This window comes from Rhizobium sp. P1_E1, from assembly GCF_056406015.1.
On the sequence record NZ_JBFUAY010000086.1, the window covers coordinates 1 to 24226 of the forward strand.

26 protein-coding genes are annotated in these 24226 nt (G+C 61.7%); 8 read left to right on the forward strand and 18 right to left on the reverse strand.

All coding sequences use genetic code 11. The annotated features are described in order from the left end of the window. Positions 1 to 331: LysR substrate-binding domain-containing protein (locus AC1D1Z_RS23480; RefSeq protein WP_477851728.1), on the forward strand; the 331-nt coding region annotated here is incomplete at its 5' end. Between the two features lie 6 nt (positions 332 to 337). Here the strand turns inward: AC1D1Z_RS23480 and msrA are convergent. Then, a complete protein-coding gene (gene msrA, locus AC1D1Z_RS23485; RefSeq protein ID WP_131647182.1) occupies positions 338 to 847 on the reverse strand; it encodes a peptide-methionine (S)-S-oxide reductase MsrA in 510 nt (169 codons plus the stop codon). Positions 848 to 1032: 185 nt separating this feature from the next. Here msrA and AC1D1Z_RS23490 point away from each other — a divergent pair, with 185 nt between their 5' ends. The 4 genes from AC1D1Z_RS23490 to AC1D1Z_RS23505 are packed head-to-tail and all read left to right on the forward strand — an operon-like array spanning position 1033 to position 5006. Then, positions 1033 to 2178, forward strand: a complete 1146-nt coding sequence (locus tag AC1D1Z_RS23490) for an extracellular solute-binding protein (protein ID WP_477851730.1) — start codon at positions 1033 to 1035, stop codon at positions 2176 to 2178. After that, the gene (locus AC1D1Z_RS23495; RefSeq protein WP_477851732.1) at positions 2178 to 3068 is read left to right on the forward strand and encodes an ABC transporter permease; all 891 of its coding nucleotides are present in this window, start codon (positions 2178 to 2180) and stop codon (positions 3066 to 3068) included. The genes AC1D1Z_RS23490 and AC1D1Z_RS23495 overlap by 1 nt, the downstream gene beginning before the upstream one ends. Continuing rightward, positions 3065 to 3892: an ABC transporter permease gene (locus AC1D1Z_RS23500; protein WP_131647180.1), complete on the forward strand. Its 828-nt coding sequence runs from the start codon at positions 3065 to 3067 to the stop codon at positions 3890 to 3892. Before AC1D1Z_RS23495 ends, AC1D1Z_RS23500 begins: the two co-directional genes overlap by 4 nt. A 34-nt stretch (positions 3893 to 3926) precedes the next feature. Beyond that, entirely contained in the window at positions 3927 to 5006 is a 1080-nt protein-coding gene (locus tag AC1D1Z_RS23505) for an ABC transporter ATP-binding protein (RefSeq protein ID WP_131647179.1), read from the forward strand. Between the two features lie 19 nt (positions 5007 to 5025). Here the strand turns inward: AC1D1Z_RS23505 and AC1D1Z_RS23510 are convergent, their stop codons facing one another. The 16 genes from AC1D1Z_RS23510 to AC1D1Z_RS23585 all read right to left on the reverse strand — a co-directional run bounded on the left by AC1D1Z_RS23510 (position 5026) and on the right by AC1D1Z_RS23585 (position 20593). Next, entirely contained in the window at positions 5026 to 5859 is an 834-nt protein-coding gene (locus AC1D1Z_RS23510) for an inositol monophosphatase family protein (protein ID WP_064650371.1), read from the reverse strand. 96 nt (positions 5860 to 5955) lie between these two features. Next, positions 5956 to 6849, reverse strand: a complete 894-nt coding sequence (locus tag AC1D1Z_RS23515) for a ribokinase (RefSeq protein WP_477851733.1) — start codon at positions 6847 to 6849, stop codon at positions 5956 to 5958. Between the two features lie 23 nt (positions 6850 to 6872). Continuing rightward, positions 6873 to 7520, reverse strand: coding sequence for a TenA family protein (locus tag AC1D1Z_RS23520; protein ID WP_477851735.1), 648 nt, complete (start codon positions 7518 to 7520; stop codon positions 6873 to 6875). A gap of 2 nt (positions 7521 to 7522) precedes the next feature. Then, a complete protein-coding gene (locus tag AC1D1Z_RS23525; RefSeq protein ID WP_131647176.1) occupies positions 7523 to 8365 on the reverse strand; it encodes a BtpA/SgcQ family protein in 843 nt (280 codons plus the stop codon). A 35-nt stretch (positions 8366 to 8400) separates the two neighbouring features. Beyond that, positions 8401 to 9174, reverse strand: coding sequence for a glutamine amidotransferase (locus tag AC1D1Z_RS23530; protein WP_003549282.1), 774 nt, complete (start codon positions 9172 to 9174; stop codon positions 8401 to 8403). A 36-nt stretch (positions 9175 to 9210) separates the two neighbouring features. Further along, on the reverse strand, positions 9211 to 10290 hold the full coding sequence (locus AC1D1Z_RS23535; RefSeq protein ID WP_477851736.1) for a phosphotriesterase family protein: 1080 nt from the start codon (positions 10288 to 10290) through the stop codon (positions 9211 to 9213). A 4-nt stretch (positions 10291 to 10294) separates the two neighbouring features. Next, the gene (locus tag AC1D1Z_RS23540; protein WP_018246973.1) at positions 10295 to 11299 is read right to left on the reverse strand and encodes an ABC transporter permease; all 1005 of its coding nucleotides are present in this window, start codon (positions 11297 to 11299) and stop codon (positions 10295 to 10297) included. Next, positions 11296 to 12117, reverse strand: a complete 822-nt coding sequence (locus AC1D1Z_RS23545) for an ATP-binding cassette domain-containing protein (RefSeq protein ID WP_477851737.1) — start codon at positions 12115 to 12117, stop codon at positions 11296 to 11298. The genes AC1D1Z_RS23540 and AC1D1Z_RS23545 overlap by 4 nt, the downstream gene beginning before the upstream one ends. Next, positions 12114 to 13064, reverse strand: a complete 951-nt coding sequence (locus AC1D1Z_RS23550) for an ABC transporter substrate-binding protein (protein ID WP_131647173.1) — start codon at positions 13062 to 13064, stop codon at positions 12114 to 12116. Before AC1D1Z_RS23550 ends, AC1D1Z_RS23545 begins: the two co-directional genes overlap by 4 nt. Before the next feature lie 38 nt (positions 13065 to 13102). Further along, entirely contained in the window at positions 13103 to 14125 is a 1023-nt protein-coding gene (locus AC1D1Z_RS23555) for a LacI family DNA-binding transcriptional regulator (protein ID WP_131647172.1), read from the reverse strand. Positions 14126 to 14380: 255 nt separating this feature from the next. Continuing rightward, a complete protein-coding gene (locus AC1D1Z_RS23560; protein WP_115157711.1) occupies positions 14381 to 15451 on the reverse strand; it encodes an ABC transporter ATP-binding protein in 1071 nt (356 codons plus the stop codon). Further along, on the reverse strand, positions 15448 to 16275 hold the full coding sequence (locus AC1D1Z_RS23565) for a carbohydrate ABC transporter permease (RefSeq protein ID WP_477851739.1): 828 nt from the start codon (positions 16273 to 16275) through the stop codon (positions 15448 to 15450). Before AC1D1Z_RS23565 ends, AC1D1Z_RS23560 begins: the two co-directional genes overlap by 4 nt. Then, complete coding sequence (locus AC1D1Z_RS23570) at positions 16272 to 17174, reverse strand: carbohydrate ABC transporter permease (protein ID WP_003552007.1); 903 nt, start codon at positions 17172 to 17174, stop codon at positions 16272 to 16274. Before AC1D1Z_RS23570 ends, AC1D1Z_RS23565 begins: the two co-directional genes overlap by 4 nt. 175 nt (positions 17175 to 17349) lie before the next feature. After that, positions 17350 to 18582 (reverse strand): ABC transporter substrate-binding protein, encoded by a 1233-nt coding sequence (locus AC1D1Z_RS23575; protein ID WP_115157712.1) that lies wholly within the window; start codon positions 18580 to 18582, stop codon positions 17350 to 17352. 62 nt (positions 18583 to 18644) lie between these two features. Continuing rightward, positions 18645 to 19547, reverse strand: a complete 903-nt coding sequence (locus tag AC1D1Z_RS23580) for a sugar phosphate isomerase/epimerase family protein (RefSeq protein WP_018246980.1) — start codon at positions 19545 to 19547, stop codon at positions 18645 to 18647. A gap of 11 nt (positions 19548 to 19558) precedes the next feature. Then, the gene (locus tag AC1D1Z_RS23585) at positions 19559 to 20593 is read right to left on the reverse strand and encodes a Gfo/Idh/MocA family protein (RefSeq protein ID WP_115157713.1); all 1035 of its coding nucleotides are present in this window, start codon (positions 20591 to 20593) and stop codon (positions 19559 to 19561) included. Positions 20594 to 20727: 134 nt separating this feature from the next. On the opposite strand from AC1D1Z_RS23585, the gene AC1D1Z_RS23590 reads away from it, so the two are divergent. From AC1D1Z_RS23590 to AC1D1Z_RS23600, 3 genes are all read left to right on the forward strand, one after another. After that, positions 20728 to 21771, forward strand: coding sequence for a substrate-binding domain-containing protein (locus AC1D1Z_RS23590; protein WP_115157714.1), 1044 nt, complete (start codon positions 20728 to 20730; stop codon positions 21769 to 21771). Positions 21772 to 21874: 103 nt separating this feature from the next. Then, the gene (locus AC1D1Z_RS23595) at positions 21875 to 22135 is read left to right on the forward strand and encodes a type II toxin-antitoxin system Phd/YefM family antitoxin (protein ID WP_018246983.1); all 261 of its coding nucleotides are present in this window, start codon (positions 21875 to 21877) and stop codon (positions 22133 to 22135) included. Next, complete coding sequence (locus AC1D1Z_RS23600; protein WP_018246984.1) at positions 22135 to 22566, forward strand: type II toxin-antitoxin system VapC family toxin; 432 nt, start codon at positions 22135 to 22137, stop codon at positions 22564 to 22566. The genes AC1D1Z_RS23595 and AC1D1Z_RS23600 overlap by 1 nt, the downstream gene beginning before the upstream one ends. Here AC1D1Z_RS23600 and AC1D1Z_RS23605 read toward each other — a convergent pair. Further along, entirely contained in the window at positions 22563 to 23900 is a 1338-nt protein-coding gene (locus AC1D1Z_RS23605; protein WP_131647171.1) for an LLM class flavin-dependent oxidoreductase, read from the reverse strand. The genes AC1D1Z_RS23600 and AC1D1Z_RS23605 overlap by 4 nt on opposite strands. Positions 23901 to 24226 lie beyond the last annotated feature (326 nt).

A 24226-nucleotide genomic window follows, 5' to 3' on the forward strand; every position in this document is an offset into this window, starting at 1 on the left:
GTTGAAGGCCCTGCCCTTCATTCGCTACGACCGCAACCAGTGGGGTGGTCACATCGCCGATGAATATCTGCGCGAGATCGGCATCCATCCGGTCGAGCGCTATGAGCTCGATGCGCTGGAGGCGATCGCGGTGATGGTAGACCGCGGTCTCGGAATCTCGATCGTGCCGGATTGGGCGCCGCYCTGGCCGRCTGGCCTTGATATTCTCAAGCTGCCCCTGCCCCGCTCGTCCGCTATGCGCACCGTCGGCATCGTGGTGACGCGATCCTCGCCGAGGACAAATCTCGTCGCCGCGCTTCTAGAAACCAGCCGCGCGGCGATGGGAATCTGATCAATTTCAAGCGATCTTCTGGCGGACCGGCAGTTTCCAGCCGGGCCGAACGAAATGGCAGGTATAGCCGTTCGGAATCCGCTCCAGATAATCCTGGTGCTCGGGTTCTGCCTCCCAGAAATCGCTAACCGGCACGACTTCGGTGACGACCTTGCCGGGCCACAGGCCTGATGCGTCGACATCGGCGATCGTATCCTTGGCGACGCGCTCCTGCTCAGGGGTGACGTAGAAGATCGCCGAGCGGTAGCTCAAGCCAACATCGTTACCCTGGCGGTTGCGCGTGCTCGGGTCGTGGATCTGGAAGAAGAATTCGAGGATTTCCCGATAGCTGATCCTTGTGGGGTCGAAGATGATCTCGATCGCCTCGGCATGGGTTCCGTGGTTGCGGTAGGTGGCATTCGGCACATCGCCGCCGGTATAGCCGACGCGGGTCGAAATCACGCCCTTGTATCGGCGGATGAGGTCCTGCATGCCCCAGAAGCAACCGCCGGCGAGGACTGCACGTTCTTCGGTCATTGGATATCTCCTTTTCCGCAACACATAGTATCTCCTGCCGCCGATTTCCACACGGGGCAAAGAGCACAGCTGTGCAATTTCCCTCAGATACGCCCGATCTGTCATGTCGATGTTACGCGCCGGCGCTAGCAAGGCCTCGGACAATCCTGCGGAGGCTGAGCCTCGACACCTGATGGAGACGGGTTATGAATAGACGCGAATTTCTGATCACATCGTCAGCTGCAGCCGGTCTGCTGGCTCTTCCGCGTTTCGCATCGGCCGCAGCCGGCACGATCGATCTCTACAGCGGTTCGGATGCCAATGTCGTCGACCTCTGGAACAACGTCATCCGCCCGGCCTTCGAAAAGACGCATCCCGGCGTTGCCCTGAAGGTGACCGATGCCGGCGACAATAATGGCTTGCGCGCCATCGCCGACCGTGCGCTTGCCGCGCTGAAGACGAAGACCGATCCGCAAGCCGACCTCTTCGAGCAATTCGATCCGCGTCTGCCATCCGGCGGCATCGATGCCGGCCTCTGGGTGAAGTTCTCCGCCGAGAACATCGAGGGCTACGACCATATCAACCCGCTTGCCTTCGATACCCCCTACTCCCTTCCCTATCGCGGTTCGCAGGTCCTTCTCGCCTATGACACGACCAAGCTCGATCCGAAGGATGCGCCGAAGAGCTGGGATCAGCTCACCGCCTGGATCAAGGCCAATCCGGGCCAGTTCATCTACAACCGTCCCGACAAGGGCGGTTCGGGCGGAAACTTCGTCCGCCGCGCGATCCATGAGGCCAATGGCCGCGATCCGAAGAAGTTCAAGGTCGACAATTTCACCGCCGACTTCGCCACTGAGACGCTGACACCGGCCTGGAAGATCCTCAACGACCTCGCCCCGGCGCTTTACGACAAGGGCGCCTATACGGCCGGCAACACCCAGTCGATCCAGTTGCTCGCCCAGGGCGTCGTCACCATGGTGCCGGTCTGGTCGGACCAGGTGCTGCAGGCGATCTCCCAGGGTGTGCTGCCTGATACGACCGGCCTCGTGCAGCTTACCGATCTCGCCCTCTGCGGCGGCTTCTCCAGCATCACCGTCTTGTCCAACGGCGCCAACAAGGATGCGGCGCTGAAGCTTGCCGCATTCATGCTGACGAAGGAAATGCAGGAAGCGATCATCACCGAGATCGGCGGCTTCCCCGCCATCTCGTGGGATCACATCTCCGACGATCTTCGCAAGAAATATGCCGACGTTATTCCCTCAACCATTCCGACCTTCCCGGGTGGCGATTGGGAAAAGGCGATCGCCGACGGCTGGTACCGCAACGTCGCTCCGGGCATCAGCCGCACCTGATGTCCACTGACACTGCGCCGGCGGTTCTGCGCCGTCACCGGTCCATGAGAAGGGGGAGCTCTATCGGGCTCCTCCTCGTTGCTCTGCCGGTCTTCCTGGTTGCATGGCTGGTCGTCTTTCCGATCCTTTCGGCGGCCGTCGGCACAATCTTTGTTCGAGGCCCTGACGGAGCGACGGAATTCTCGCTTGCCTCCTACCGCTTCTTCTTCACCGACGGCTACAGCCTCGGCAATCTGTGGCTGACGCTCTGGACCACCGCCGTCTGCGGTATCCTGCTTCTGGCGATCGGCCTTCCGATCGCGCTTTACCTTCGGTTCTCGCAGGGGCGATTTGCCGCCTATGTGCAGGGCATGGCGATCTTTCCAATGTTCGTCCCATCGATCATCCTCGCTTATGCGCTGATCAGGACGATCGGCCCGAACGGCACCGTCGACCTGTTGCTGAATTCCGTCGGCCTACCCAAGCTGCGCACGCCCTATCTGACACCGTGGGGACCGGTCATCGGTCTCGTCTGGGACAATCTTCCGCTCACGGTGCTGATGCTGACATCAGGGCTTTCCTCCTTTTCGACCAGTGCGATCGAAGCCGCGCGCGATGTCGGCGCAAGGCCGCTTCGGGTCTTCGTCTCGATCATCCTGCCGCGCATGGGTAACTCGCTGCTGGTGACTGCATCCTTTGCGGTGCTTGGCATCTTCTCCGCCTTCACCCTACCCTATGTGCTCGGCTCGGCATCACCGGAGATGATGGGGCCGTTCATGCAGCGCACTTTCGCCGATATGAACGACCCGCTGAACGCCATGACCCAGGCCGTCATCACATTCGGCTTCTGCCTGATCTTCGGCATCCTCTACATCAGGTCGATCGCCCGCAACCGCGAGGCCCWGCCATGAATGCCGGCAGATCGAGCTTCGGCCTGCGCTTCGACTGGATCGGCCTGCTCTTCGCGTGCCTGCTGACGCTGTTCATCGCGCTGCCGCTGATCGTCGTCGGCACATGGGCCTTCACCGAGGTCTGGCGTTACCCCTCGGTGATCCCGCAGCAGTTCGGCCTGCGCTTCTGGGGCCAGACGCTGGCGCGCGGGGATGTCTGGGACGCACTCTTCCTCAGCCTGCGACTGACGACGACGGTCACCATTCTTTCCGCCGTCATCTGCCTTCCCGCCGCTTATGCTTTCGCGCGCATGCGCTTTCCCGGCAGGAACATCCTGTTCCTGTCGTTCCTCGCATCACATGCCTTTCCGAAATTCGGCCTGCTCGTCGCCATTGCCGGCATCTTCCTGCAGCTCGGCCTGATCAGCACCTTCTGGGGCGTCGTACTGATCCAGCTCGTCGGCACGCTGATGCTGATGATCTGGATTCCGGTCGCAGCCTTCCAGAATGTCGACCGGCGCATGGAAGAGGCGGCGCGCGATGCCGGTGCAACGCCGCTGCGCGTCTTCTGGTCGATCACGCTGCCGCAGGCCGCACCGACGATATCAGCCGCGCTGCTCTTGACCTTCGTCGGCACCTTCTACGAGACCGAAGGCGCCTGGCTGATCGGCGCGCCGGAGATTCGCACCATGCCGGTGCTGATGATCAGCTTCATCAACAACCAGATCGTCGTGCAATACGGCGCCGTACTGTCAGTCATGCTGTGGGTGCCGTCCTTCATCGCGCTGATGTTTGCCCGCCGGGTGATCGGCACCGGCGCGTTTGCGAGAGGCTTCGGCGCATGAAGCCTTGCGCGTCAGTTCAGGAAAGGGTTTGAGAATGGCACATCTGGCAATCGAGGGTGTTTCGAAGCTGTTCGGGACCACCTTTGCCGTTCGCGACTTCTCGCTCGAAGTGGGCGACGGCGAGCTCGTTTGCCTGCTCGGCCCATCCGGTTCCGGCAAATCGACGCTTCTCAGAATGATCGGCGGCTTCGAGCGCCCGAGCGGCGGAACCATCCGCATCGACGCGAAGGATGTGACGACGCTGCCGCCCGAGCGGCGCCCGACCGGCATGGTGTTCCAGAGCCATGCGCTCTGGACGCACATGGACGTCTTCAACAATATCGCTTTTGGCCTGAAGCTTCGCCGGCTGCCGAAAGCGGAAATCCGTGAGCGTGTCGAGGCTGCACTGGCGCTTGTCGGTCTTGCCGATTACGGCCGCCGGATGACGACGCAACTGTCAGGCGGCCAGCAGCAGCGTGTCGCCCTTGCCCGCTCGCTCGTGCTCGAGCCGAAGATCCTTCTGCTCGACGAGCCCTTCGCCAGCCTCGACCAGCATCTGCGCGAGAGGCTGCGGGAGGAGGTGCGCGATATCCAGCAGCGCCTCGGCATCACGACGCTCTTCGTCACACACGGTCAGGACGAGGCCTTAGCGCTCGCCGACCGCATCGTCGTCATGCGCGACGGACGCACGGAGCAGATCGCGCCGCCAAGCACCATCTACCGACAGCCGCAAACGGCCTTCGTCGCCGGTTTCATCGGCTCGATGAATTTTGTCCAGAGCCGCGTTAGAAACGGTGTCTGCGAGCATCCGCTCTTTCCGCTTGCCGTTCCCGTCGGGGACGGGCCGGTGACGCTGGCCACCCGCCCGGAAGCGCTGACGATCCGTCCCTCCGACCGGCCGGACGCGGCAACCGTCCACCGCGCCGTCGATTTCGGCACCCACAAGATGGTCGATATCGATCTTGCCGACGGCAGCCGTCTGAAGGCGATGGTGGCGCCGGACGATCGCATCCGGGCCGGGATGAGGGTCGAGCCGAGCTTCGCCGGCTTTTTCGTCTTCCGCGACAACGAGCTCGTCCATCAGTCGATGCCGGCAAAGGGCGATGTGGAGATCGAAGAGCTCCTGCGGGTTTAGGCGCTCCGAATGCGCCGTTTCACGCCTTGCTCTGGAAGCCTTCCAGCAGCCACGGATGCAGCGCCTTGCTGGCGGCAAGGATATCGCCCCGCCCGTCGACTTCGGCCCCGGAAAACCGGGTGACGATGCCGCCCGCCTCTTCGACCAGCAGCGCCGAGGCGCCGAAATCATGGATCGCGAGCCCGTCCTCGAAGAAACCGTCCAGCCGGCCGCAGGCGACATAGGCGATCGACAACGCCGCCGAACCGAGGCGGCGCACGCCTGCCGTATTGGCCATCAGGCGCTTGATTGCATCGAAATAGACCTCTTCCGTAACCGCCTTGACCTGGCCCGGAATCGGCAGGCCGGCGCCGACGAGCACGTTCTCGATATCGCCGACATCGGCGCAGCGGATGCGTTCGCCGTTGAGATAGGCGCCGCCGTCGATCTCGGCGCTGAACAGCTCATCCTGCATGGCGTCATAGACGACGCCCATGACAAGCCTGCCGCTTTCGACGATCGAGATCGTCATGCCGAAATGCGGAATGCCCCAGGCGTAATTGGTCGTGCCATCGATCGGGTCGATGTAGATAACAGGCGTTTCCGGCGCGGCCGTGCGGTTGCCGACGGCCTCCTCGCCCTGAATGGCATAGTCCGGGAAGGCCTTCGTCATCTCGTCAACGATGATCCGCTCGACGGCGACATCGATTTCGGTCTGATAATCGCGCGGCGCCTTGGCGAGCATTTCTGCCGACGTTCGTCGCCGCAGCGAGCCACGGGCGGTTTCGCCCGCCTTCAAGACCGTTTCGGCAAGCACGATAAGGCGGGACGATGCGGTCGGAGAAAGACGCGCGGTAATCGAGGGTGATGTCATGAGGAAAGTCCGGATGTAACGGAAGGAATCGCGAGAAGCCCATCCCTTCGCAGAGGCTGATGATGGTTTTATGAAGGGCCCGTCACACCGTGCCGGTTATCTCAGGATCGCTTCAAGCTCGGAAATGGTCGGAAACGCCTTTCTGGTTCCATGCCTTGAGACGGTGATGGCCGCGGCAGCGACTGCGTGTTCGATGGCTAGCCGGTCCAGCCGCTGCCCGCGCAGCGCGCAGGATGACAGTGCTGCGGCCATGAAGGTATCGCCTGCGCCCGTTGTATCCAYAACATCGCAGACCTGGGCGGGCACTTCGATGCTGGCGTGCCGGGTCACGAGCATCGCGCCGTCGCCGCCCAGCGTCAGGACGATTTCGCGCAGCCCGCGGCTCAGCAGATATTCGGCAGCCTCCCTGCCTGTCGTTCCCGTCAGGGTCTGCGCCTCGCCCTTGTTGAGGAAGGCGATGTCGATCAACCCCCAAAGATCAGAGAAATAGGAGCGCACCGGCGAGGGATTGAAGGCGGTGACCATGCCGATCGCTCTTGCATGCTCCAGGATCTCGCGGGTCGTCTGGTCGGACAGATTGCCCTGCAGCATCATGAGATCGCCATCACCGGCCGTCGAGAGGATCCGCCTGACATCGGACAGGGACAGGCTCTGCGCCGCTTCCGTCGTCGTGACGATGGCATTCTCGCCGCCCGGCAGCCGGAAGATGATCGAGACATCGCTCGATGCATTTTCCATTTCGATCAATTCGCTCCGAAGCGGCTCGTCCGCGAGGTAATGGCGAATGGTATCGGCCCTCGCATCCCTGCCGACAGGCGCGACCAGCGTTGTCGGAACGCCGCAGCGGGCCATGACGACCGCCTGGTTCGTGCCCTTGCCACCGAGATCGCTGCCACCGGCATTGCCGAGGATGGAGGCGCCGATAACGGGAAGTTCGGAGACCGCGATGGTTTCGTCGATGGCGACGTTACCGACTATGTAGGCGCGCATGCATCTGCTTTCGCAAGGTGAAGCTAAAGATAAGGCGCATCGTGAAAATCGATCTCGAGTTGCATTGCCCGGCCGAAGATCGCGCTGAGCCGCGCTTTTTCATCCTCTTCCAGCGTTTCTCCTGCCATGTCGAGTTCATTCTTCAGCCATTGTGCCTGGCCCGCGAAATTCGGATCGACATGCAGGTCGACCCATTCCTTCAGCAGCGGATCGCTGATCGGGCGGTCAGCTGCTTCCTTCGACCAGGTCCAGTACATCCACTCGGCCGCAAACATCGCCGCAACCGTGTCGAGGAATCCGCCCTGGCGGGCGATCTCCAGCATGCCTGCGCGAAAGGCCTCGACCTCGGCGATGCCGGTGTCGAAGGACGAGGGATCGATGCCGCGGCTGGYGAATGTGCGCTCGAAATAGGCGATCTGCTCGTTGGCGAGCGCATCGAGAACCGCGATCAGCCAGCGCTTCTGCGTCATCGTCCTGGCGGTCGCCGCCGCATAGGCAAAGATCGAGATGGCGCTGTCGACGAAGGCGCCTTCATAGACGAGATAACGCTCGAAAGCCTCCTTGCTCAACCCGTCGTTTTTCACGTCCTCGACGAAGCGGTGGTTCAGCATCGCGCCAAGGACAGCGTCGTTCTCGCGCAGGATGCGGGCCGAAAGGCTCTCTGCCGCCATGCTCAGCCCTCCAGTCCCGGTTCGGCCGCCGCCCGGAAGGCGCGCACGCGCTCGACGTCGACCGGGTTCCACCAGACGCCGCCGTGCTTCAGCGAGGAAGCGACGATGACGCCATTGGTGCGGCCCAGAATATCGACGATATTGTCCTTGTTGACGCCGGAGCCGACGAGCAGCGGCAGGTGCGTCGCCGCGCCGATCTCCTCGATCTCCTCCATCGTTGCCGAATTGCCGGTCCGCTGGCCGGTGGCGATGACGCCGTCGGCATCGAAGAAGGCAAGATCGCGTGTCAGCTCCTGGATCGAGCGGTCGGCGACAATGGCGTGGCTGCCATGTTTGACGTGGCTGTCGGCGAAGACCTTGATGTGTTCAGCCCTGAGCAGCGAGCGGTAGCGCATGGCTTCGGCAGCCCTGCCCTCCATGAAGCCTTCATTGGCGACATAGGCATTGGCCCATTGATTGACACGGATGAATTTGGCGCCGCCGGCCATGGCGATGGCAAAAGCCGGGATCGGCGCGTTGGCCAGCACGTTGACGCCAAGCGGAATGCCGGCCGCGCGCGCGATCCGGTCGGTGACGACGGACATGAAGCCTGTCGTCTCAGGGCCGATATCCTCGGGCTTCGAGAACGGTACATCGCCATGATTTTCGATGATAAGCCCATGCAGGCCGCCTTCCACGCAGGCTTCGGCGTCGCGCATGCACGCGTCGTAAATAGCATCCATCGCAGCACCCCGGTAGCGCGGCGCGCCCGGAAAGGCCGGGCAATGGATCATGCCGATCAGAACCTTGTCCCTGCCGAAGACGTCCCTGATGGCGTTTGACGGCCTGTCCGAAATTTCCTGCATGTCATTCCCTTTCCAATTCCCGCCGCGTGCTGACATCACGCCTGCTTTTCCGTGAGCCAGCCGAGGATGTTCTTCCAGAGCCGGCCGTAACCTTCCCATTCGCAGAAAGCGGGCGACARCCAGTGCGGGCCGATATCCGACGTCCAGGCCGCCGTCCGCCCAGTGCCATGCGTGCCGACGACGAGCAGCGGATGGCCGCCCTGATCCTCAGGCAGGCGCGCGACGATCTCGACATCGGCACGGTCTCGCACTTCGACCTCGTTGACGCCGAGAAGCACCGGCCAGGCGCCTTCGAGGCCCTGCATTGTCGGATGCTCCGGCTTCACCACTTCGGCAACAGTTCCCTCGGGAATTTCGACGCGGTCGTCATAGGGCAGGCACGTGACGGGCAGCGTGTCTTCGACGGGGGTGCGCCGCCAGCGCGCCTTGCCGTCAATGCCCTGGAAGGAGAAATAGCCGCCGACCATCAGCAGGCCGCCGCCCTTCTCCACCCACGCCTTCAAAAGCTTCAGCCGGTTCGGCACAGTGCGCGAATGCAGCCACACATCCGGGGGCAGCAGCAGCGAATTGGCGCCGATATCCGAGAGGATGATGGCGTCATAGGCGTCGAGCCCCGCCATATCGAAGGGGAATTTCTCCACCGCCTCGTGCGCCGGCATATAGGTGAGCTCGAAGGCGCTGCCGGCGAGCGCCTTCACCAACGGTTCGGCGCCAAGATGGAAGGTGACGCTGCCGAACTGGTCGAAGCCTTTGTAATGCGTGGCGGAGCTGACCCAGCTCTCGCCGACAAGGAGGATTTTTTTTGTCATGGTCTGCCGTACCTGTGATCGATTGAATGGATGGAGCTAGGCTCCGGCATGAAAGACGCGGCGCGGATTGYTGCGCATCATTTCGTCGAGAACCGTCTTGTCGAGGCCGTGCCGCTGAAGACGGGGAAGGAAGTGGCGAAGGATATAGGCGTAGCCGTTGCCGCCGTAATGCGTCAGCATCATCTTCAGGAACACGTCGTGCGACAGGAGAATTCGGTCGAGATAACCGGCCTCGACGAGACGCACGATCGCACGTGCCGCCTCCTCGTCGCTCGGGCACTGCACCTGCTGGTCGGCATAGAAGAAATCCATGCCGATCATGTCGTATTCGATGAAGGCGCCGCGCGCGGCCAGCTCGCTCTGATAGGCGATGTCGTCATGAGACGGGTTCATGTGGCAAAGGACGGTGTGGCGGAGATCCGCCCCCTCTTCGGCGACCACGTCGAGCACGCGGTGGCCGAGACGGAACCAGCCTGGCAGATGCACTATCAGTGGAAGTCCGGTCAGCACCTGCGCGCGTGCGGCACCGCGCAGCGATTTCTCCTCCTCGGCGGTGAAATCCGAGGAGACACCGATCTCGCCGATCAGGCCGATCCTGACGCCGGTGCCGTCGACGCCTTCCCGTGCCTCGCGGACGATCTCCAGTGCGATGTCATCGACGCTCATCGCGGCGACGCCTTCCGGATGCGAGGAGCCCAGGTAATAACCCGCCCCCATCACGATGTTAAGGCCGGATGCTTTCGAGATACGCCGGAGCGCCAGCGGATTTCGGCCGATGCCCTTGCAGGTCGGCTCCACCACTGTGCGGCCGCCTTCTGCTGCGAAGTCCTTGAGCTCGGCGATTGCCAGCTGTTCGTCGTCGAGCGTGATATTATGCTTGTTGACGAAGGGATCCTGCCTGAGCTCGCCGAGGATCTCCATGCAGACGAAGCTTTCGGCGAGATATTGCCGTTCCGACGTCTTCGGCGCGTGCCACCAGCAGCGGCAGTCGTTGAGGATATGCTCGTGCATCAGCGTCACGCCGAGCGCATCCGCCGAAATCGGACCGGTGACGGTCATCACCTTGCCGGATCGGACATGCGCTTCGGACAAGCTCTCTGCTGTCTGCTCGCTCATCCCTTCATCCTTTCCTGCCCAGCCGGAAGTGGAAATTGGCCGTGAAGATGCGCGTGTTCAACCAGATGGCGACGAGGATGATGGCGCCGGTGACGATCTGGGTGAAGAATGGCGATATGTGCATCAGGATCAGGCCGTTGCCGATGACGGCGATGGTCAGCGTGCCGAGCACGGTGCCGAGGATGGTGCCGCGTCCGCCCATAAGCGACGTTCCGCCGAGCACGACGGCGGCGATTACCTGCAGCTCGAAGCCGACGGCGGCATTGGACGAACCGGAGCCGAGGCGAGCGGCGATCAGCAGGCCGGCGACCGCGCAGGCGATGCCGGAGATGATATAGACCGAGGCGATGATCCATTTGGCCGGCATGCCGACACGCCGAGCCGCCTCCATGTTGGAACCAACAGCCACGACCTGCCGGCCATATTTCGTCGCGGTGATGACGACATAGCCGAGAATGGCGATGATGACGGCGATGATCGCCGGGATCGGGAAACTCAGGATTTCGCCCCGGCCGAGCGCAAAGAAGCCCGGCGCATCCTTGATCGGGATGGAATAGCCCTGGGTCAGATAGAGCGCCAGACCGCGCAGGATCGAGAGGCCGGCAAGCGTGACGATGAAGGCCGGAATGCCCTGATAGGCCGTGAACCAGCCCTGAACCAGCCCCATGAAACCACCGAGCACGATCATGCCGATGACCACGGACGGCCAGGGAACACCCATCGCCATGACGATCGCCGCGACCGCATTGACGAGCGCGACCTGCGAGCCGACCGAAAGATCGATGCCGCCGGTGATGATGACGAAGGTCATGGCGATGGCAACGATCAGGATGGGAGCAGCCTGCCGCACGATGTTCAGGATATTGCCGAGCGTGAAGAAGGTTTCGCTGCCGATCGAGAAGAAGATCATGCAGGCCAGGAAGAAGATGGCGATCGACAGGACCTGTGCATGTTCGCCGAAGAAATCGGCGATGCGCGAGCCGTGGCCGCGTTCCGTATAAGCCGTCATTGCCTGGCTCCTTCACCGACGATCAGCCTGACGAGGTCTTCGAGGTTTGTGCTGCCGATCTGCCGTTCGGCCACTTTCGTGCCCTCGTACATCACCGCAATGCGGTCGCAGACCCGGAAGAGATCCTGCAGCCGGTGGGTAATGAGGATCACCGAGACCCCGTTCGCCTTGACGCGGTTGATCAGGGCCAGAACCGCCTCGACCTCGGCGACGGCAAGTGCTGACGTCGGCTCGTCCATGATCAGCACCTTCGGCTTGAAGGAAGCGGCGCGTGCAATGGCGATCGCCTGACGCTGTCCGCCGGAGARCTGGGCGACCTTGCCGGTCAGTCTCGGGATGCGGATTTCAAGCGAATCCAGCATCTTGCGAGCTTCAGACAGCATCGTCCTGGTGTCGAGAAATGGCCCGCGGCTGAGTTCGCGACCGAGGAAGAGATTGCCGACGACATCGATATGGTCGCAGAGGCTGAGATCCTGGAACACCATTTCGATGTTTCTGCCACGCGCATCCGCGGGGCCAGTGAAGCGAACCTCTTCGCCTTCCATGGTGATGGTGCCGGCATCGGGAATGTAGGTTCCCGAGATGATTTTCGTCAGCGTCGATTTGCCGGCGGCGTTATCGCCGACAAGGCCCAGGCATTCGCCGGGGAAGATGTCGAGATCGACGCCGCGCAGGGCCTGGTGCGAGCCGAACGACTTCCGGATACCGCGAAGCGAGATGCGCGGGTCGGATCGGGTGCCGCCGGATGTTCCGGTTCCGGAGGGTGCGACCCCTCCGGAACCGGCGGCAGCGATGTCACGCTGTCCGCTTTCGATCATTTGAAGACGGCCCGGTACGGCTCGACATTCTCCTTGGTGACGATGGTGATCGGCACCGAGATCGTCTTGGTGACGGCTTCGCCGGCCGAGGCCTTGACGAGCGCGTCGACGGCGGCGCCGCCCATTGCAGCCGGATCCTGCTGGACGACGGCGACGACGAAGCCGGCATCGATGCCGGCAATGGCTTCGGCAGTCAGATCCCAGCCGAACACCTTGATCTTATCCTGCTTGCCTTGGCTCTGGACAGCGGCGATCGCCCCCATCAGGGCTGGCTCGCCGGTGGCGTAGATCGCAGTCAGATCAGGATTGGCGGTGATCAGGTTTTCAGCCGCCGCAAGGGCGTTGTCCTGGATGTTCTGGCCATCGACGACGCCGGCCATTTCAATGCCGTCGACGCCTTTCAGGGTCTTCTCGAAGCCCTCCTGGCGGATGTTCTGGATGAACGAATTCAACGCGCCGACGACGCCAAGCTTGGCCTTGCCGCCCATGTTCGCCTTGACGTAGTCGAGGAAGTATTTGCCCATATCGGCGCCGGCCGCGGCATTGTCCACGCCGATCTGCGCCTTCTGTGGGCCATCAGGCAGGATCGCATCGATGGCGACGACAGGAATGCCGGCATCGGCCGCCTGCTTGACCGCCGGCATGATGCCGTTGACGTCGATCGCCACGACGGCAAGACCGGAGACCTTTTCCTGGACGTAGGTTTCGATCGCGCTGTTCTGCGCGGTCGTCTCGTTGTTGGCGTTGAAGATCACCAGTTTGACGCCGGCGGCATCGGCCGCCTTCTGGGCGCCCTCATTCATCTGATTGAAGAAAAGCGCCTGCTGGTTGATCTGCACCAATGCGACAGTCTTTTCCTGCGCAGCAGCGCTGGACAGGCCGATGAAGGTCAATGCCGTGAGGCTGGCGGCTGCGATCATCGTTCGTCTTGTCAAATTCAGTGTCATGTTCTCATCCTCTTTTGGTTTTTTGACGTTGCTGATTGTTATTTCGCAGGCGGCGCAACGGAGTTCCGCACCACGATTTCGACCGGCACGAGCTCTTCCGAAGCGGATGGTTTCCACTCGTGCCAATTGGTTTCCAGAAGCAGCTCCAGCGACCGCCGGCCGATCTGGCGCACCGGCTGGCGGATGGCCGTCAGCGGCGGTGCAAAAAGATGAAGCGGACCGACATCGTCGAAGCCGATGACCGAGATGTCATCGGGGATCGAGACGCCTTGGCTTCTGAAGACCTCGACCAGCCCGATGGCGATCTCGTCGGAACTGGCGAAGATTGCGGTCGCCTTTCGGTCTCCGGAGAGATAGTCGAGCGCAGCCGCACGGCCGTATTCGATCGTATATTCGCCGGCATAGCGGTCGGCCCGGGCCTCGTCGCCATGCCGTTCGCTGAGCGCCTTCAGCAGGCCGTCATAGCGCCTGCGGGCGCTGATCATGCGCTCGTCACCGCCGATGAAGAGCACATGGCGATGGCCTTGCTCGGCCAGATGCCGGCCGGCGAGAAAACCACCCTGCTCGTTGTCGCAGAACAGCTTCGGCGCCTTCGAATCAGGAATGTCCTCGTCGACGATGATGACCTTGCCGCTGCCGTTGATCAGCGCGGCAAGCGCGCCATCGTCGGGGTGGTTAGTGACGAAGATCAGGCCGTCGACGTGATTGCGTTCGATCAACTGCAGATATTCGATCTCGCGCCCCGGCCGGTTGAGGGTCGCGTGCAATGAGACCGCGAGCTTTTTTTCATCGGCCGCCTGCTCCACGGCGGCGACGAGGGTCGCGAAGAAGGGATTGGCGATATCGGGCACGACGAGACCGATCGTATCCGAACGCCCCCTGCTTAACCGACGCGCATGCGGGTTCGGCCGGTAGTTCAGCGTCTTGATCGCATCCTCGATGCGTTTCTTGGTCTGGAAGGGAAGATCGAGGCTGCCGTTGACGAAACGCGACACAGTGGTGACCGACACACCGGCGGCCGCCGCAACATCCTTCAAGCTTGGTGTCGTTCCCTTGGCCATTGACTGGACCTATTGTAAAGCGGTTTAGTAAAGCGCTTTACAAGACAATATCGATTGCTCGCCGTTGTCAACAGCGTTGATCGTGCGGGATTTGTTTTTCTTGCGATCCGATCGAAGCTCGACCGGACAGGCCCTCAGGCGATCGTCGGGTCGAGCTTGTCGCGCAGCCAGTCGCCGGTCGTGCTTTCGAGATCTGGCTCGAGGGCGTCACCCGGTTCGATTTTATGATAATTCCAAGCCGACAGGCTGCTGCCTTTATATGACGTGGTCCGTCGACGCGTCGAAGAGATGGATCTGGTCCGGATCGACCGAAAGTCCGATCATGTCTCCTGCCTTGACCCTGTCGCGGCGCGTCTCGACGATCGTCAGTTCCGGCTGGGTCTCCGCGACGATGAAGGTCGAGGAGCCGGTCGATTCGACGAAGGCGATCGGCACATCGAAGCTGCCATGTCCGGGCTCGACGACGCCGATATGTTCCGGCCGGATGCCGGCGATGAGCTTACGTCCGGGCTCGATGGCGCGTGATATCGCAAGCGTCTGCTTCACCGCGCCGAAGTCCAGGATCAGGCTCTTGCCGTCTTCCGCGGCAATCGCGGGAATGAAATTCATCGCCGGCGAGCCAATGAAACCGGCAACAAACCGGTTCGCCGGCCGGTCGTAGAGGTCGAGCGGCGCGCCCTGCTGTTCGATGATGCCGTCGCGCATCACCACCACATGGTCGGCCATCGTCATCGCTTCGACCTGGTCGTGCGTCACGTAGACGAAGGTTGCGTGCAGCCGGTCGTGCAGCGACCGAATTTCCTTGCGCATGTGGACGCGCAGCGCAGCATCGAGATTGGACAGCGGCTCGTCGAACAGGAAGGCCTTGGGATGGCGGATGATGGCGCGGCTCATGGCGACACGCTGGCGCTGACCGCCGGAAAGCTCGCGCGGATAGCGCTTCAGGAGATGCGAAAGACCTGTCGTCGCCGCTACGTCCTCGGCGGCCTTCTTGGCTTCCGTCTTGGCGATGCCGCGGATGCGAAGGCTGTAGGTCAGGTTTTCCTCGACCGTCATATGCGGATAGAGCGCATAGGACTGGAACACCATGGCGACGTCGCGCTTGCGTGGCGGCACGCCGTTCATCAGCTCGCCGGCAATCCTAAGATCGCCCGACGAAATGCTTTCGAGGCCGGCAAGCGAGCGCAGCAGTGTGGACTTGCCGCAGCCCGAGGGGCCGACGAGCGCGACGAAAGTGCCCTTGGCGATCGAAAGGTCGATGTTCTTCAGGGCGTGAAAGGCGCCGTAATATTTGTTGACGCCTCTGAGCTCGATCTGTGTGGTCATTTGAGGGCTCCAGAGGTGAGGCCGGATACGATGCGGCGCTGCAAGAGAACGAAGATGGCAAGGATCGGCGTCACATACATCGTGGCGTAGGCCATGATGTTGTTCCACTCGTTGGTGTTCGGCCCCATGAATGAGTTGAGGCCGACGCTTGCCGGCTGAAGGTCGACCGCCTGGATCATCGACTTCGAATAGACGAATTCGCCGAAGGCCTGCATGAAGATCAGGATGGCGCTGACGAGGATGCCGTTGCGGGCAAGCGGCAGCACGATGTTGAAGAAGGCGCCGACGCGCGAATTGCCGTCGACCAGGGCCGCCTCCTCCAGTTCTTGGGGAACGCTCATGAAGGTGGCGCGCACCAGGATGACGAAGAAGGGCATGCTCTTTGCCGCGACAGCGATGATGACGGCAAGACGCGGAGTGGAAAGCAGGCCGAGTTGCGAGAAGCCGACGAAGATCGGCGTGATCATCAGCGATGCCGGCAGGACCTGCAGCATCAGGATCAGGAACAGGCCGATATCCACCCAGACATTGCGATATCTGGCGAGCACATAGGCGCAGCCGACGCCGAGCAGGGTGATGAGCGCCATGGAGCCGAGTGCGATGACCAGCGAATTCCAGAGATAGCGGCCCATGTCGCGGCTTTCCCAGACATAGGCATAGGTGCCCCATTGGGGTGCAGCCGRCCAGAAGCTCGGCGGGGTCGCGAACATCTCCGAGCCGCTTTTCAGCGCGGTGATGTACATCCAGTAGAGCGGGAACAGATAGATCGCCGCCATGACGACCGATATGGCGAGCATCAGGCGATCGCGGTTCGTCGTCATCATCCGCGCACCTCGTGGCGTGTGGACCGGACATAGACGACGGACGCGAACATAACGAAAACGATCATGATGACGGAGATCGTTGCGCCCTTGGCGAAGTCGTATTGGCGGAAGGAGAGATCCCAGGCCCAGTATTGCGTGACATTCGATGAATTGTTCGGCCCGCCCGACGTGATCGCGGCGAAAAGATCGAACTGCTGCAAGGTGAAGATCAGGCCAAGCGCGATGATGGCGCCGATGGTCGAGCGCATCATCGGCAGTGTGATCGTCCAGAAGCGCTGCCAGACATTGGCGCCGTCGAGTTCGGCCGCTTCGTAGAGATCGGCGGGAATGCCGGCAAGGCCGACGGAAAGCAGGATCATGTTGAACGAGGTGCCGAGCCAGACATTGGCGATGATGACGGCATAGAGCGAGTAATGCGGGTCCGAGCGCCAGAAGATGTTGCCCGAGATGATGCCGCTTTCCTTCAGAATGAAATTCAGCACGCCGAAATCGCCCGACAGAATCCAGTTCCAGATGGCGCCGACGACGAGGCCGGGCATTACCCAGGAGACGAGGAACAGGCCGCGCATCCATGAAGCGCCGGGAAAATTGACCCAGAAGAACAGCGCCAGGCCGAAGCCGATCAGGAACTGGCCGGCGATGGAGCCGACGACGAAGATGACGGTGTTGTAGAGGATCGGCAGCGTTTCCGGCTGCGCGAAGAGGTCGGTATAATTCTTGAAGCCGACGAAGGGACGCGAGAAGGTCCCGAGGCTGAACATGTCGACCTCCTGGAAGCTCATCACGACATTGTAGATCAGCGGCAGCCCCGCCATCAGGAACAGAAAGCCGAGCGGGAAAGCGACCAGCACGATATCGAAACCGCGGCCGTCCCTGACGCTCATCAGGATCCTCTTCATGGGTCCTCCGATACTCCGAACGGGGCCGCCTGGCGCATGATGCGGAAGACGGCCCCTGCCGGGAGGAAATGATGAGATGAACCGAGGTTCATCCGGTTAAAAGACGCGTTGCTTCCGGTTCCTCTTCTCCCCGCTGGGGAGAAGAGGGAGCAAGCGGCTCTCTCGCAGCCAATGATCAGCCTAGTACTGCCTTGATCTTGTCGGCTGCCTGGTCGAGCGCGTCTTTCGGGCTCATCTGGCCGGTCAGCGCTGCCTGGATCGCGTCCTGGATCGCCTTGGAGATCTTCGGCCATTGCGGATGCGGGCCGCGCGGCTTGGCGTATTTCAGCTGTTCGAGGAAGACCTTGAGGGCTGCATCCTTCAGCGGCTGGCCGGTCTCAGGGATCGAGATGTCGGAACGGGCCGGAAGCTGGCCGAAGTTCTTGAACATCTTGTCGTCCTGCGAGGCGAAATATTCGAGCGCCTTGAAGGCTTCGGCCGGATGTTTGCTGGTGGCGAAGATCGCCCAGTTGAAGTCGCCCATGGCCGAGGAGCGTTCAGCCCCTTCCTTGGGAACCGGGAGCAGAGTGACGCCCCAGTCGAACTTCGCTTCCTGCGTCATGCGGTCGAGCTCCCACGGACCCGAGATCGCCATTGCCGCATTGCCTGAGTTGAAGGTGCCGGTCGAATCCCACTGGCCGCGCGTTAAGGTGTCGGGAGAAGCAAGCTTCTCGTCCATGATCGTCTTCCAGATTCCGAGCGCCTTCACCGCACCATCAGCATTGATGTGCTCATAACTGCCGCCGCCCATCTGTGCCCAAGGAAGGAACTGGAAGGTGCCCTCCTCGTTGGCCTTGGCCGAGAAGGCGAGACCGTAGACGTTCTTGGCGGGGTCGGTCAGCTTGCGCGCATCCTCGACCAGTTCGTCCCAGGTCTGCGGCGGCTTGCTCGGGTCGAGACCCTTGGCCTTGAACATGTCCTTGTTATAGTAAAGCGCGATCGTATTGGTCGCCTTCGGCACGCCAAAATACTTGCCGTCCCACTCGACTGATTTCAGCGGGCCGGGGAAATAATTCTCCGGTTTGATGACGGTCGACTTGGCGATCATGTCAGTGAGATCGAGGAAGGCGCCGCGCGACGAGAACAGCGCATGCTCCGGATTGTCGACAGCGATGATGTCGGGCGCCTGGCCGGTCGCATAAGCGCGCATGGCCTCGGTGACGACGTCGTCGAACTGGATCAGCCGGTATTCGATCTTGATGCCATTGTTCTGGGCGTTGAACTCTTTGACGAGGTTCGGCGCCGGCTGGGTGTCTTTGTCCAGCGACCAGAGCGTCAGCGTGACTTCCTCGGCCTTGGCCGAAAGACCAAACAGCGAGACGCCTGCAAGCGCGAGAGCGCCCAGAATTGCATTTTTGCGGATAGCCATGGTTCTCCTCCTTTGTGGTTATCCCCGTTTCCGGCAATTCCTCCTTGCCGGAGACGATATCATCAGATGGGATCGACGACGAATTCGCCGCCCCGGGCATGCTTGAGGTGGTTCAGCGCATAGACCTGGCCGGTCATTTCAAGCGCGTCGCGATAGACGGGGTCGTGCCAGCCTTCGATGTCGATCGAGCCGGACCAGCCGGCAAGGCGCAGCTCGGAAATGATGTCGGTCCAATTGCTGTCGCCGAAGCCCGGCGTGCGCATGAAGACGAACTTCTCCTTGCCGAAGATGCCGTGTTCCTTGATGACCTCCCAGCGAATGGTCGCGTCCTTGCCGTGGACGTGGAAGAACTTGTGCGCCCATTTGCGGATCTGCGGCAAAGGGTCGATCAGATAGACCATCTGATGGCACGGTTCCCATTCCAGCCCGATATTGTCATCCGGCGTCTCGTTGAAGATCAGCTCCCAGGCATCGGGATTGTGGGCGATGTTCCAGTCGCCGCTTGCCCAGTTGCCGTCCATGGCGCAATTCTCGAAGGCAATCTTGACGCCCTTGTCGGCCGCCCGCTTGGCGAGTTCGCTCCAGATCTGCCTGTAGCGAGGCAGGCTGTCGGTCAGTGGCTTGCCGCGGATGCGCCCGGTGAAGCCGGCAACGCAGGTGGCGCCGAAGTGATGGGCATTGTCGATGCAGTGCTTCCAGCCCTGCAACGTCTCGAGGTCGATTGCGGTCTCTTCCAGCGGATTGCCGAACATGCCGAGCGTCGAGATGGTGATGTCGCGGTCGCCGATCGCATCGAGGCAGCGCTTGCCGAGTTCGGCAAGATCCTGGCCTTTGGTCGTCTGCCAGAAGAAGGGTTCGAAGCTTTCGAAGCCCATGCCGGCGATCTCGCCGATGCGGGTTGCGGCATCGCCCTTGTTGCCGCTGACCATGGTACCTATACGAATGGATTTTGCTGGGTTGCTCACGTCACTTCATCCTATGCTGAAATTTCGACACGCCTGCCCGTCTTGGCGCTTTCGATTGCGCCGAAGACCATGGCAAGGCTTCTGATATTGTCGGAATTGACCGTCTCGGGCTGTGTGCCGGTGCCGATCGCCGCGATGAAGTCGGCGATGACGCTGGCGTGACCGTGGGTTTCCTCGTCATGTTCCGGACCGGGAACGTTTACGGCAGCGAAGCCGCGTAGAAGGCCGGGCTCTTCGCCGGCGATGGTCGCCCTGAAACTCTCTTCGCCATCCCAGGTGAGCATTCCCTTCGAGCCGACGAGGCGCCACTGGCTTTCCCAGCTGGTACGCTCGCCCTCGGCGCACCAGGAGCCGCGGTAGGTGAAGACGATGTCGTCGGAAAATTCGAAGATGGCATTGGCTGAGGCGCCATGCCGGTACCACGAACCCTTTGGATTGCGCTCGACGCAATAGACGGCAAGCGGCTTCCTGTCGGCAACGTAGCGCGCCGCATCGAAGGTGTGGATCGCCATGTCGAGAAGCAGGACGTTGTCCATCTCTTCGCGGAAGCCGCCGAAATGCGGCGCCAGGAAGAAGTCGCAATGGATGCCGGTGAGTTCGCCGATCGCGCCGCTGTCGACGAAGCGACGCAGACGCCTGACGCCTGATATGAAGCGACGGTTCTGGATGACGGCGTGGATGCGGCCGGTCTCGGCGGCAAGATTGACCAGCGCAGCGCCCTCGGCAAGCGAGGCCGCCATCGGCTTTTCGCTGAGCACATGGCAGCCGGCCTTGAGTGCCGTCGAAACGACGTCGTAGCGCGCAGCCGGAATGACGATGTCGAAGACCAGGTCGGCCTTCGTGGCCGTGATGACGTCGGACAGATCCGAACCGATGACGGCGCCATCAATGCCGAACTCCGCGGCAAGCTTTTCCGCCGTCTCCCGGTTCAGGTCGACAAGGCCGACGATGGTGATGGAGTCGGCCAGCAGAGGGTTGGAAGCGATGGCTCGCAACCAACCTTTGGACATAGCTCCGCACCCGCACAGAATGGCACTGAATTTCACGATTTCCTCCGAGGGAATGGCGCCAACTCCTCGTGACACGCACTCCGTAAACGTTTACGACTGTATGCGGAAACATTTTACCGTGTCAATAGAGGCGGAATGCGAAATTGCAGACTGAAGGAAAATCGCAGTCGATGAAGGGGATTCGCCAGCTTGCCGAATACCTGGACATCTCGATCGGCACGGTGTCCCGCGCGCTGAACGGCAAGCCCGACGTCAATGAGGAAACCCGCCGGCGGGTGCTGGCGGCGGCCGACGAACTCGGCTACGTCGCCAACCAGTCTGGGCGGAGCCTGAGGCAGGGGGAGACGAAGGTCATCGGGCTGATGATCGAATCCAGCAAGGAAACGGTCGAGAACGCCGACAACTTCTTCCTCGGCGTCACCAGCGGCCTGCAGAGCGTCCTTGCCCGCCACAAGCTCGACCTCATCATGTTGCCCTGCCCGAGCGACGAGGACCCGCACGAATATCTGAAGCGGATGGTGGCGCGGCGCATCGTCGATGCGATGATCATCTCGGACACGCAGCGCGTCGATCGGCGCATCGACTTTCTGTCGCGGGCGAAGATCCCCTTCGTCGCGCTCGGCCGCAGCCTTTCGGCCAGCAATTTTCCCTGGATCGATCTCGATTTCGAGGGCGTGGCCGACCATGCCGTCGAGCGGTTGATCGCGCTGGGACATCGCCGGATCGCAATCACTGCGCCGTCGAGCGAGGCCAACCTCGGCTATCTCTTTATCGAAAGCTATCGCCGCGCGCTCGAGCGGCACGATATTCCCTTCGACCCCTCGCTCGTCATCCGCGTCAAGTCGAGTGAACAGGGCGGCTATCAGGCGGCTCACGAGCTGCTGCTCCTCGAAGAACGGCCGACGGCGGTGATCCTGATCTACGAGCTGATGGCGATCGGCCTTTATCGCTGCCTGATGGAATCGGGCGTCATGCCCGGCCGCGACCTTGCGGTGATCGGCTTCCGCGACGCTCCGCGCGCACGGTTCCTGCAGCCCTCGCTCAGCTGCTTTCGCATGTCGCTCTACGATCTCGGCGTCGAACTCGGCCGGATGCTTCTCGCCAACATGCCGGTCTATCGAGAGTTTTATCCAGGCGACGGGCGCAACATTACCTGGCCGCTCGAACTGATGGCGGGCGAAAGCGACGCGTTTCGGGTTGGGGTCATGGCCTGAGCGCGATCGGCTTGCTTCCGGAAAGCAGAAAGCGAGGCCGTCCATTTCGGCGATCTTGTAAATCGAGCCGGATGTAGTATATTTCCTAACAAATGTAGTATGGATGATTTCGATGAAAATGTCCTTCATGACCAGTGCCGCCTTCAATCAGAATCCGAGCAAAGCGAAGAAGGAGGCGAGCGAGCAGCCACTCGTGATCACCGATCACGGTGAGGCAGCCTACGTGCTTGTCAGCTATGCCGAATTCCAGGCGAACTGGAAGGCGCCCAAGACCCTTTTTGCGGCCCTGCGCGATCCGGGGGCCGATGAAAGAGAGTTCGAACCTGAGCGGCTGAACTTCGACAACAGGACCGTCGAGTTCTAATGGCATTTCTGCTCGACACGAATGTCATCTCTGCTGCGCGAAGGGTCGAACGGCAGGCGGCGGAATTCCAGAACTTCATGAAGGAGTTTTCGGTCGCCGATGCCTATCTCTCGGCGATCACCATTATGGAAATCCAGTTCGGCATCCAGCGCGAGCGGGCAAAGGATCCTGGTTTCGCCGAGGATCTCCGCCGCTGGATGGATGAGATCGTACTTGCCGAATTCGCCGAACGCATCCTGCCCTTCGATGCCGCAACGGCAAGCCGGGCCGGCCTGCTGCCGACCCCGGACAAGCGCCCCTCCGCCGATGCGATGATCGCCGCCACCGCGCTGGAGCACGAGCTGAAACTGGTTACGCGCAATGTCGCGCATTTCATCCCGCTCGGGATCGAATGCATCGATCCCTGGCGCTTTGCCGGCCTGCAAACCTAAGCACCAGCAGCAAAGAACCGGTTCTCCGGCCGCGGCAATCCGAGATGCTCGCGCAGCGTCGTGCCTTCGTATTCGCTGCGGAACAGGCCGCGGCGCTGAAGCTCGGGAACCAACCGTTCGGTGACGTCGAGGAGACCCTGCGGCAGATAGGGAAAGACGACGTTGAATCCGTCCGAGCCTTCCTCGTCCAGCCAGCGCTCCATGTCGTCGGCGATACTTGCCGGCGTGCCGACGAAGGCAAGGCCGGCATAACCGCCATAACGCTGCGCCAGCTGCCGCACCGTCAGATTTTCTTCCGCGGCAAGCTTCAGCACCTGGGCGCGGCCGGTCTTGCTGGCATTGGTGTCGGGAATATCTGATGGTAGCGGTGCGTCGGGATCGAAGCCCGAAGCGTCATGGCCGAGCGCGATCGAAAGCGAGGCGATGGCGCTGTCGTAATGCACCAGGCTGTCGAGCGTGGCGCGTTTGGCGCGGGCCTCCTCGATGCTGTCGCCGACGATGACGAAGGCGGCGGGCAGAATCTTCAGATGGTCGCGGTTGCGGCCGATGGCTTCCATGCGGCCTTTGATATCGGCATAGAGCGCCTTGCCGGCGGCAAGATCGCGCGGCGAACAGAAGACCATCTCGGCGGTCTCCGCGGCAAGCTGGCGGCCAGGGTCCGACTGGCCGGCCTGGACGATGACGGGCCAACCCTGCGGCGGCCGGGCGACATTGAGCGGCCCACGGACGCTCAGTTCCTCGCCCTTGTGGCCAAGCACATGCATCTTTGCCGGATCGAAGAACAGGCCACTTTCCCGGTCGCGCATGAAGGCATCGTCGGCGAAGCTGTCCCAGAGCCCGGTTACCACGTCGTAGAATTCCCGGGCGCGATGATACCGCTCGCCGTGTTCCACATGTTCGTCGAGGCCGAAATTGAGTGCGGCGTCGGGGTTCGAGGTCGTGACGATGTTCCAGCCGGCGCGGCCGCCGCTGATATGGTCGAGCGAGGCGAAACGCCGGGCGATGTGATAGGGCTCGTCGAAGGTGGTGGAGGCCGTGGCGACAAGGCCGATGCGCTCCGTCACCGCTGCCAGCGCTGATAGCAATGTGAAGGGCTCGAAAGAGGTCACGGTGTGGCTGCGCCTCAGCGCCTCGACCGGCATGTTGAGCACGGCGAGGTGATCGGCCATGAAGAAGGCGTCGAATTTTGCCCGCTCCAGCGCCTGCGCGAAGGACTTCAGATGGGCGAAATTGAAATTGGCGTCGGGATAAGAACCGGGATAGCGCCAGGCGCCGGTATGCAGGCTGACAGGACGCATGAAGGCGCCAAGGCGCAACTGCCGTGAACGGGTCATGATTTTCCTCATGGATCGGGCAAGGCGGTCGCCCTGCCCCGCATTGGTCGTTCTTTCTGCAACCGGCGCGGTGACGCACCTGACATCGATTACGTAGGAGGTCGCCGTCGTCAAATCGAGACCGGAAGCGCCAGTTCTGGGCAGGATTTTTATCGCTTCCCAGGCGACGTCGTCGCACGAGTGCCGGACCGCAACACTAATCGCCGCGGTCTAAGCCTGATAAGCAAACACTTTTCATTTTCCATCGCATCTATAGAATTTGTGCTCTTATCTCGACGCTTAATTTCTTTCACCGATAGGCCCGTCAGAATTGGAGACATCGATGA

Bases quoted from the DNA above. Each gene is read 5' to 3' on its own strand.
- msrA (WP_131647182.1), bottom strand. From the start codon at position 847: ATGACCGAAGAACGTGCAGTCCTCGCCGGCGGTTGCTTCTGGGGCATG.
- AC1D1Z_RS23490 (WP_477851730.1), top strand. From the start codon at position 1,033: ATGAATAGACGCGAATTTCTGATCACATCGTCAGCTGCAGCCGGTCTG.
- AC1D1Z_RS23500 (WP_131647180.1), top strand. From the start codon at position 3,065: ATGAATGCCGGCAGATCGAGCTTCGGCCTGCGCTTCGACTGGATCGGC.
- AC1D1Z_RS23505 (WP_131647179.1), top strand. From the start codon at position 3,927: ATGGCACATCTGGCAATCGAGGGTGTTTCGAAGCTGTTCGGGACCACC.
- AC1D1Z_RS23510 (WP_064650371.1), bottom strand. From the start codon at position 5,859: ATGACATCACCCTCGATTACCGCGCGTCTTTCTCCGACCGCATCGTCC.
- AC1D1Z_RS23525 (WP_131647176.1), bottom strand. From the start codon at position 8,365: ATGCAGGAAATTTCGGACAGGCCGTCAAACGCCATCAGGGACGTCTTC.
- AC1D1Z_RS23540 (WP_018246973.1), bottom strand. From the start codon at position 11,299: ATGACGGCTTATACGGAACGCGGCCACGGCTCGCGCATCGCCGATTTC.
- AC1D1Z_RS23550 (WP_131647173.1), bottom strand. From the start codon at position 13,064: ATGACACTGAATTTGACAAGACGAACGATGATCGCAGCCGCCAGCCTC.
- AC1D1Z_RS23555 (WP_131647172.1), bottom strand. From the start codon at position 14,125: ATGGCCAAGGGAACGACACCAAGCTTGAAGGATGTTGCGGCGGCCGCC.
- AC1D1Z_RS23560 (WP_115157711.1), bottom strand. From the start codon at position 15,451: ATGACCACACAGATCGAGCTCAGAGGCGTCAACAAATATTACGGCGCC.
- AC1D1Z_RS23570 (WP_003552007.1), bottom strand. From the start codon at position 17,174: ATGAAGAGGATCCTGATGAGCGTCAGGGACGGCCGCGGTTTCGATATC.
- AC1D1Z_RS23575 (WP_115157712.1), bottom strand. From the start codon at position 18,582: ATGGCTATCCGCAAAAATGCAATTCTGGGCGCTCTCGCGCTTGCAGGC.
- AC1D1Z_RS23590 (WP_115157714.1), top strand. From the start codon at position 20,728: ATGAAGGGGATTCGCCAGCTTGCCGAATACCTGGACATCTCGATCGGC.
- AC1D1Z_RS23595 (WP_018246983.1), top strand. From the start codon at position 21,875: ATGATTTCGATGAAAATGTCCTTCATGACCAGTGCCGCCTTCAATCAG.
- AC1D1Z_RS23600 (WP_018246984.1), top strand. From the start codon at position 22,135: ATGGCATTTCTGCTCGACACGAATGTCATCTCTGCTGCGCGAAGGGTC.
- AC1D1Z_RS23605 (WP_131647171.1), bottom strand. From the start codon at position 23,900: ATGACCCGTTCACGGCAGTTGCGCCTTGGCGCCTTCATGCGTCCTGTC.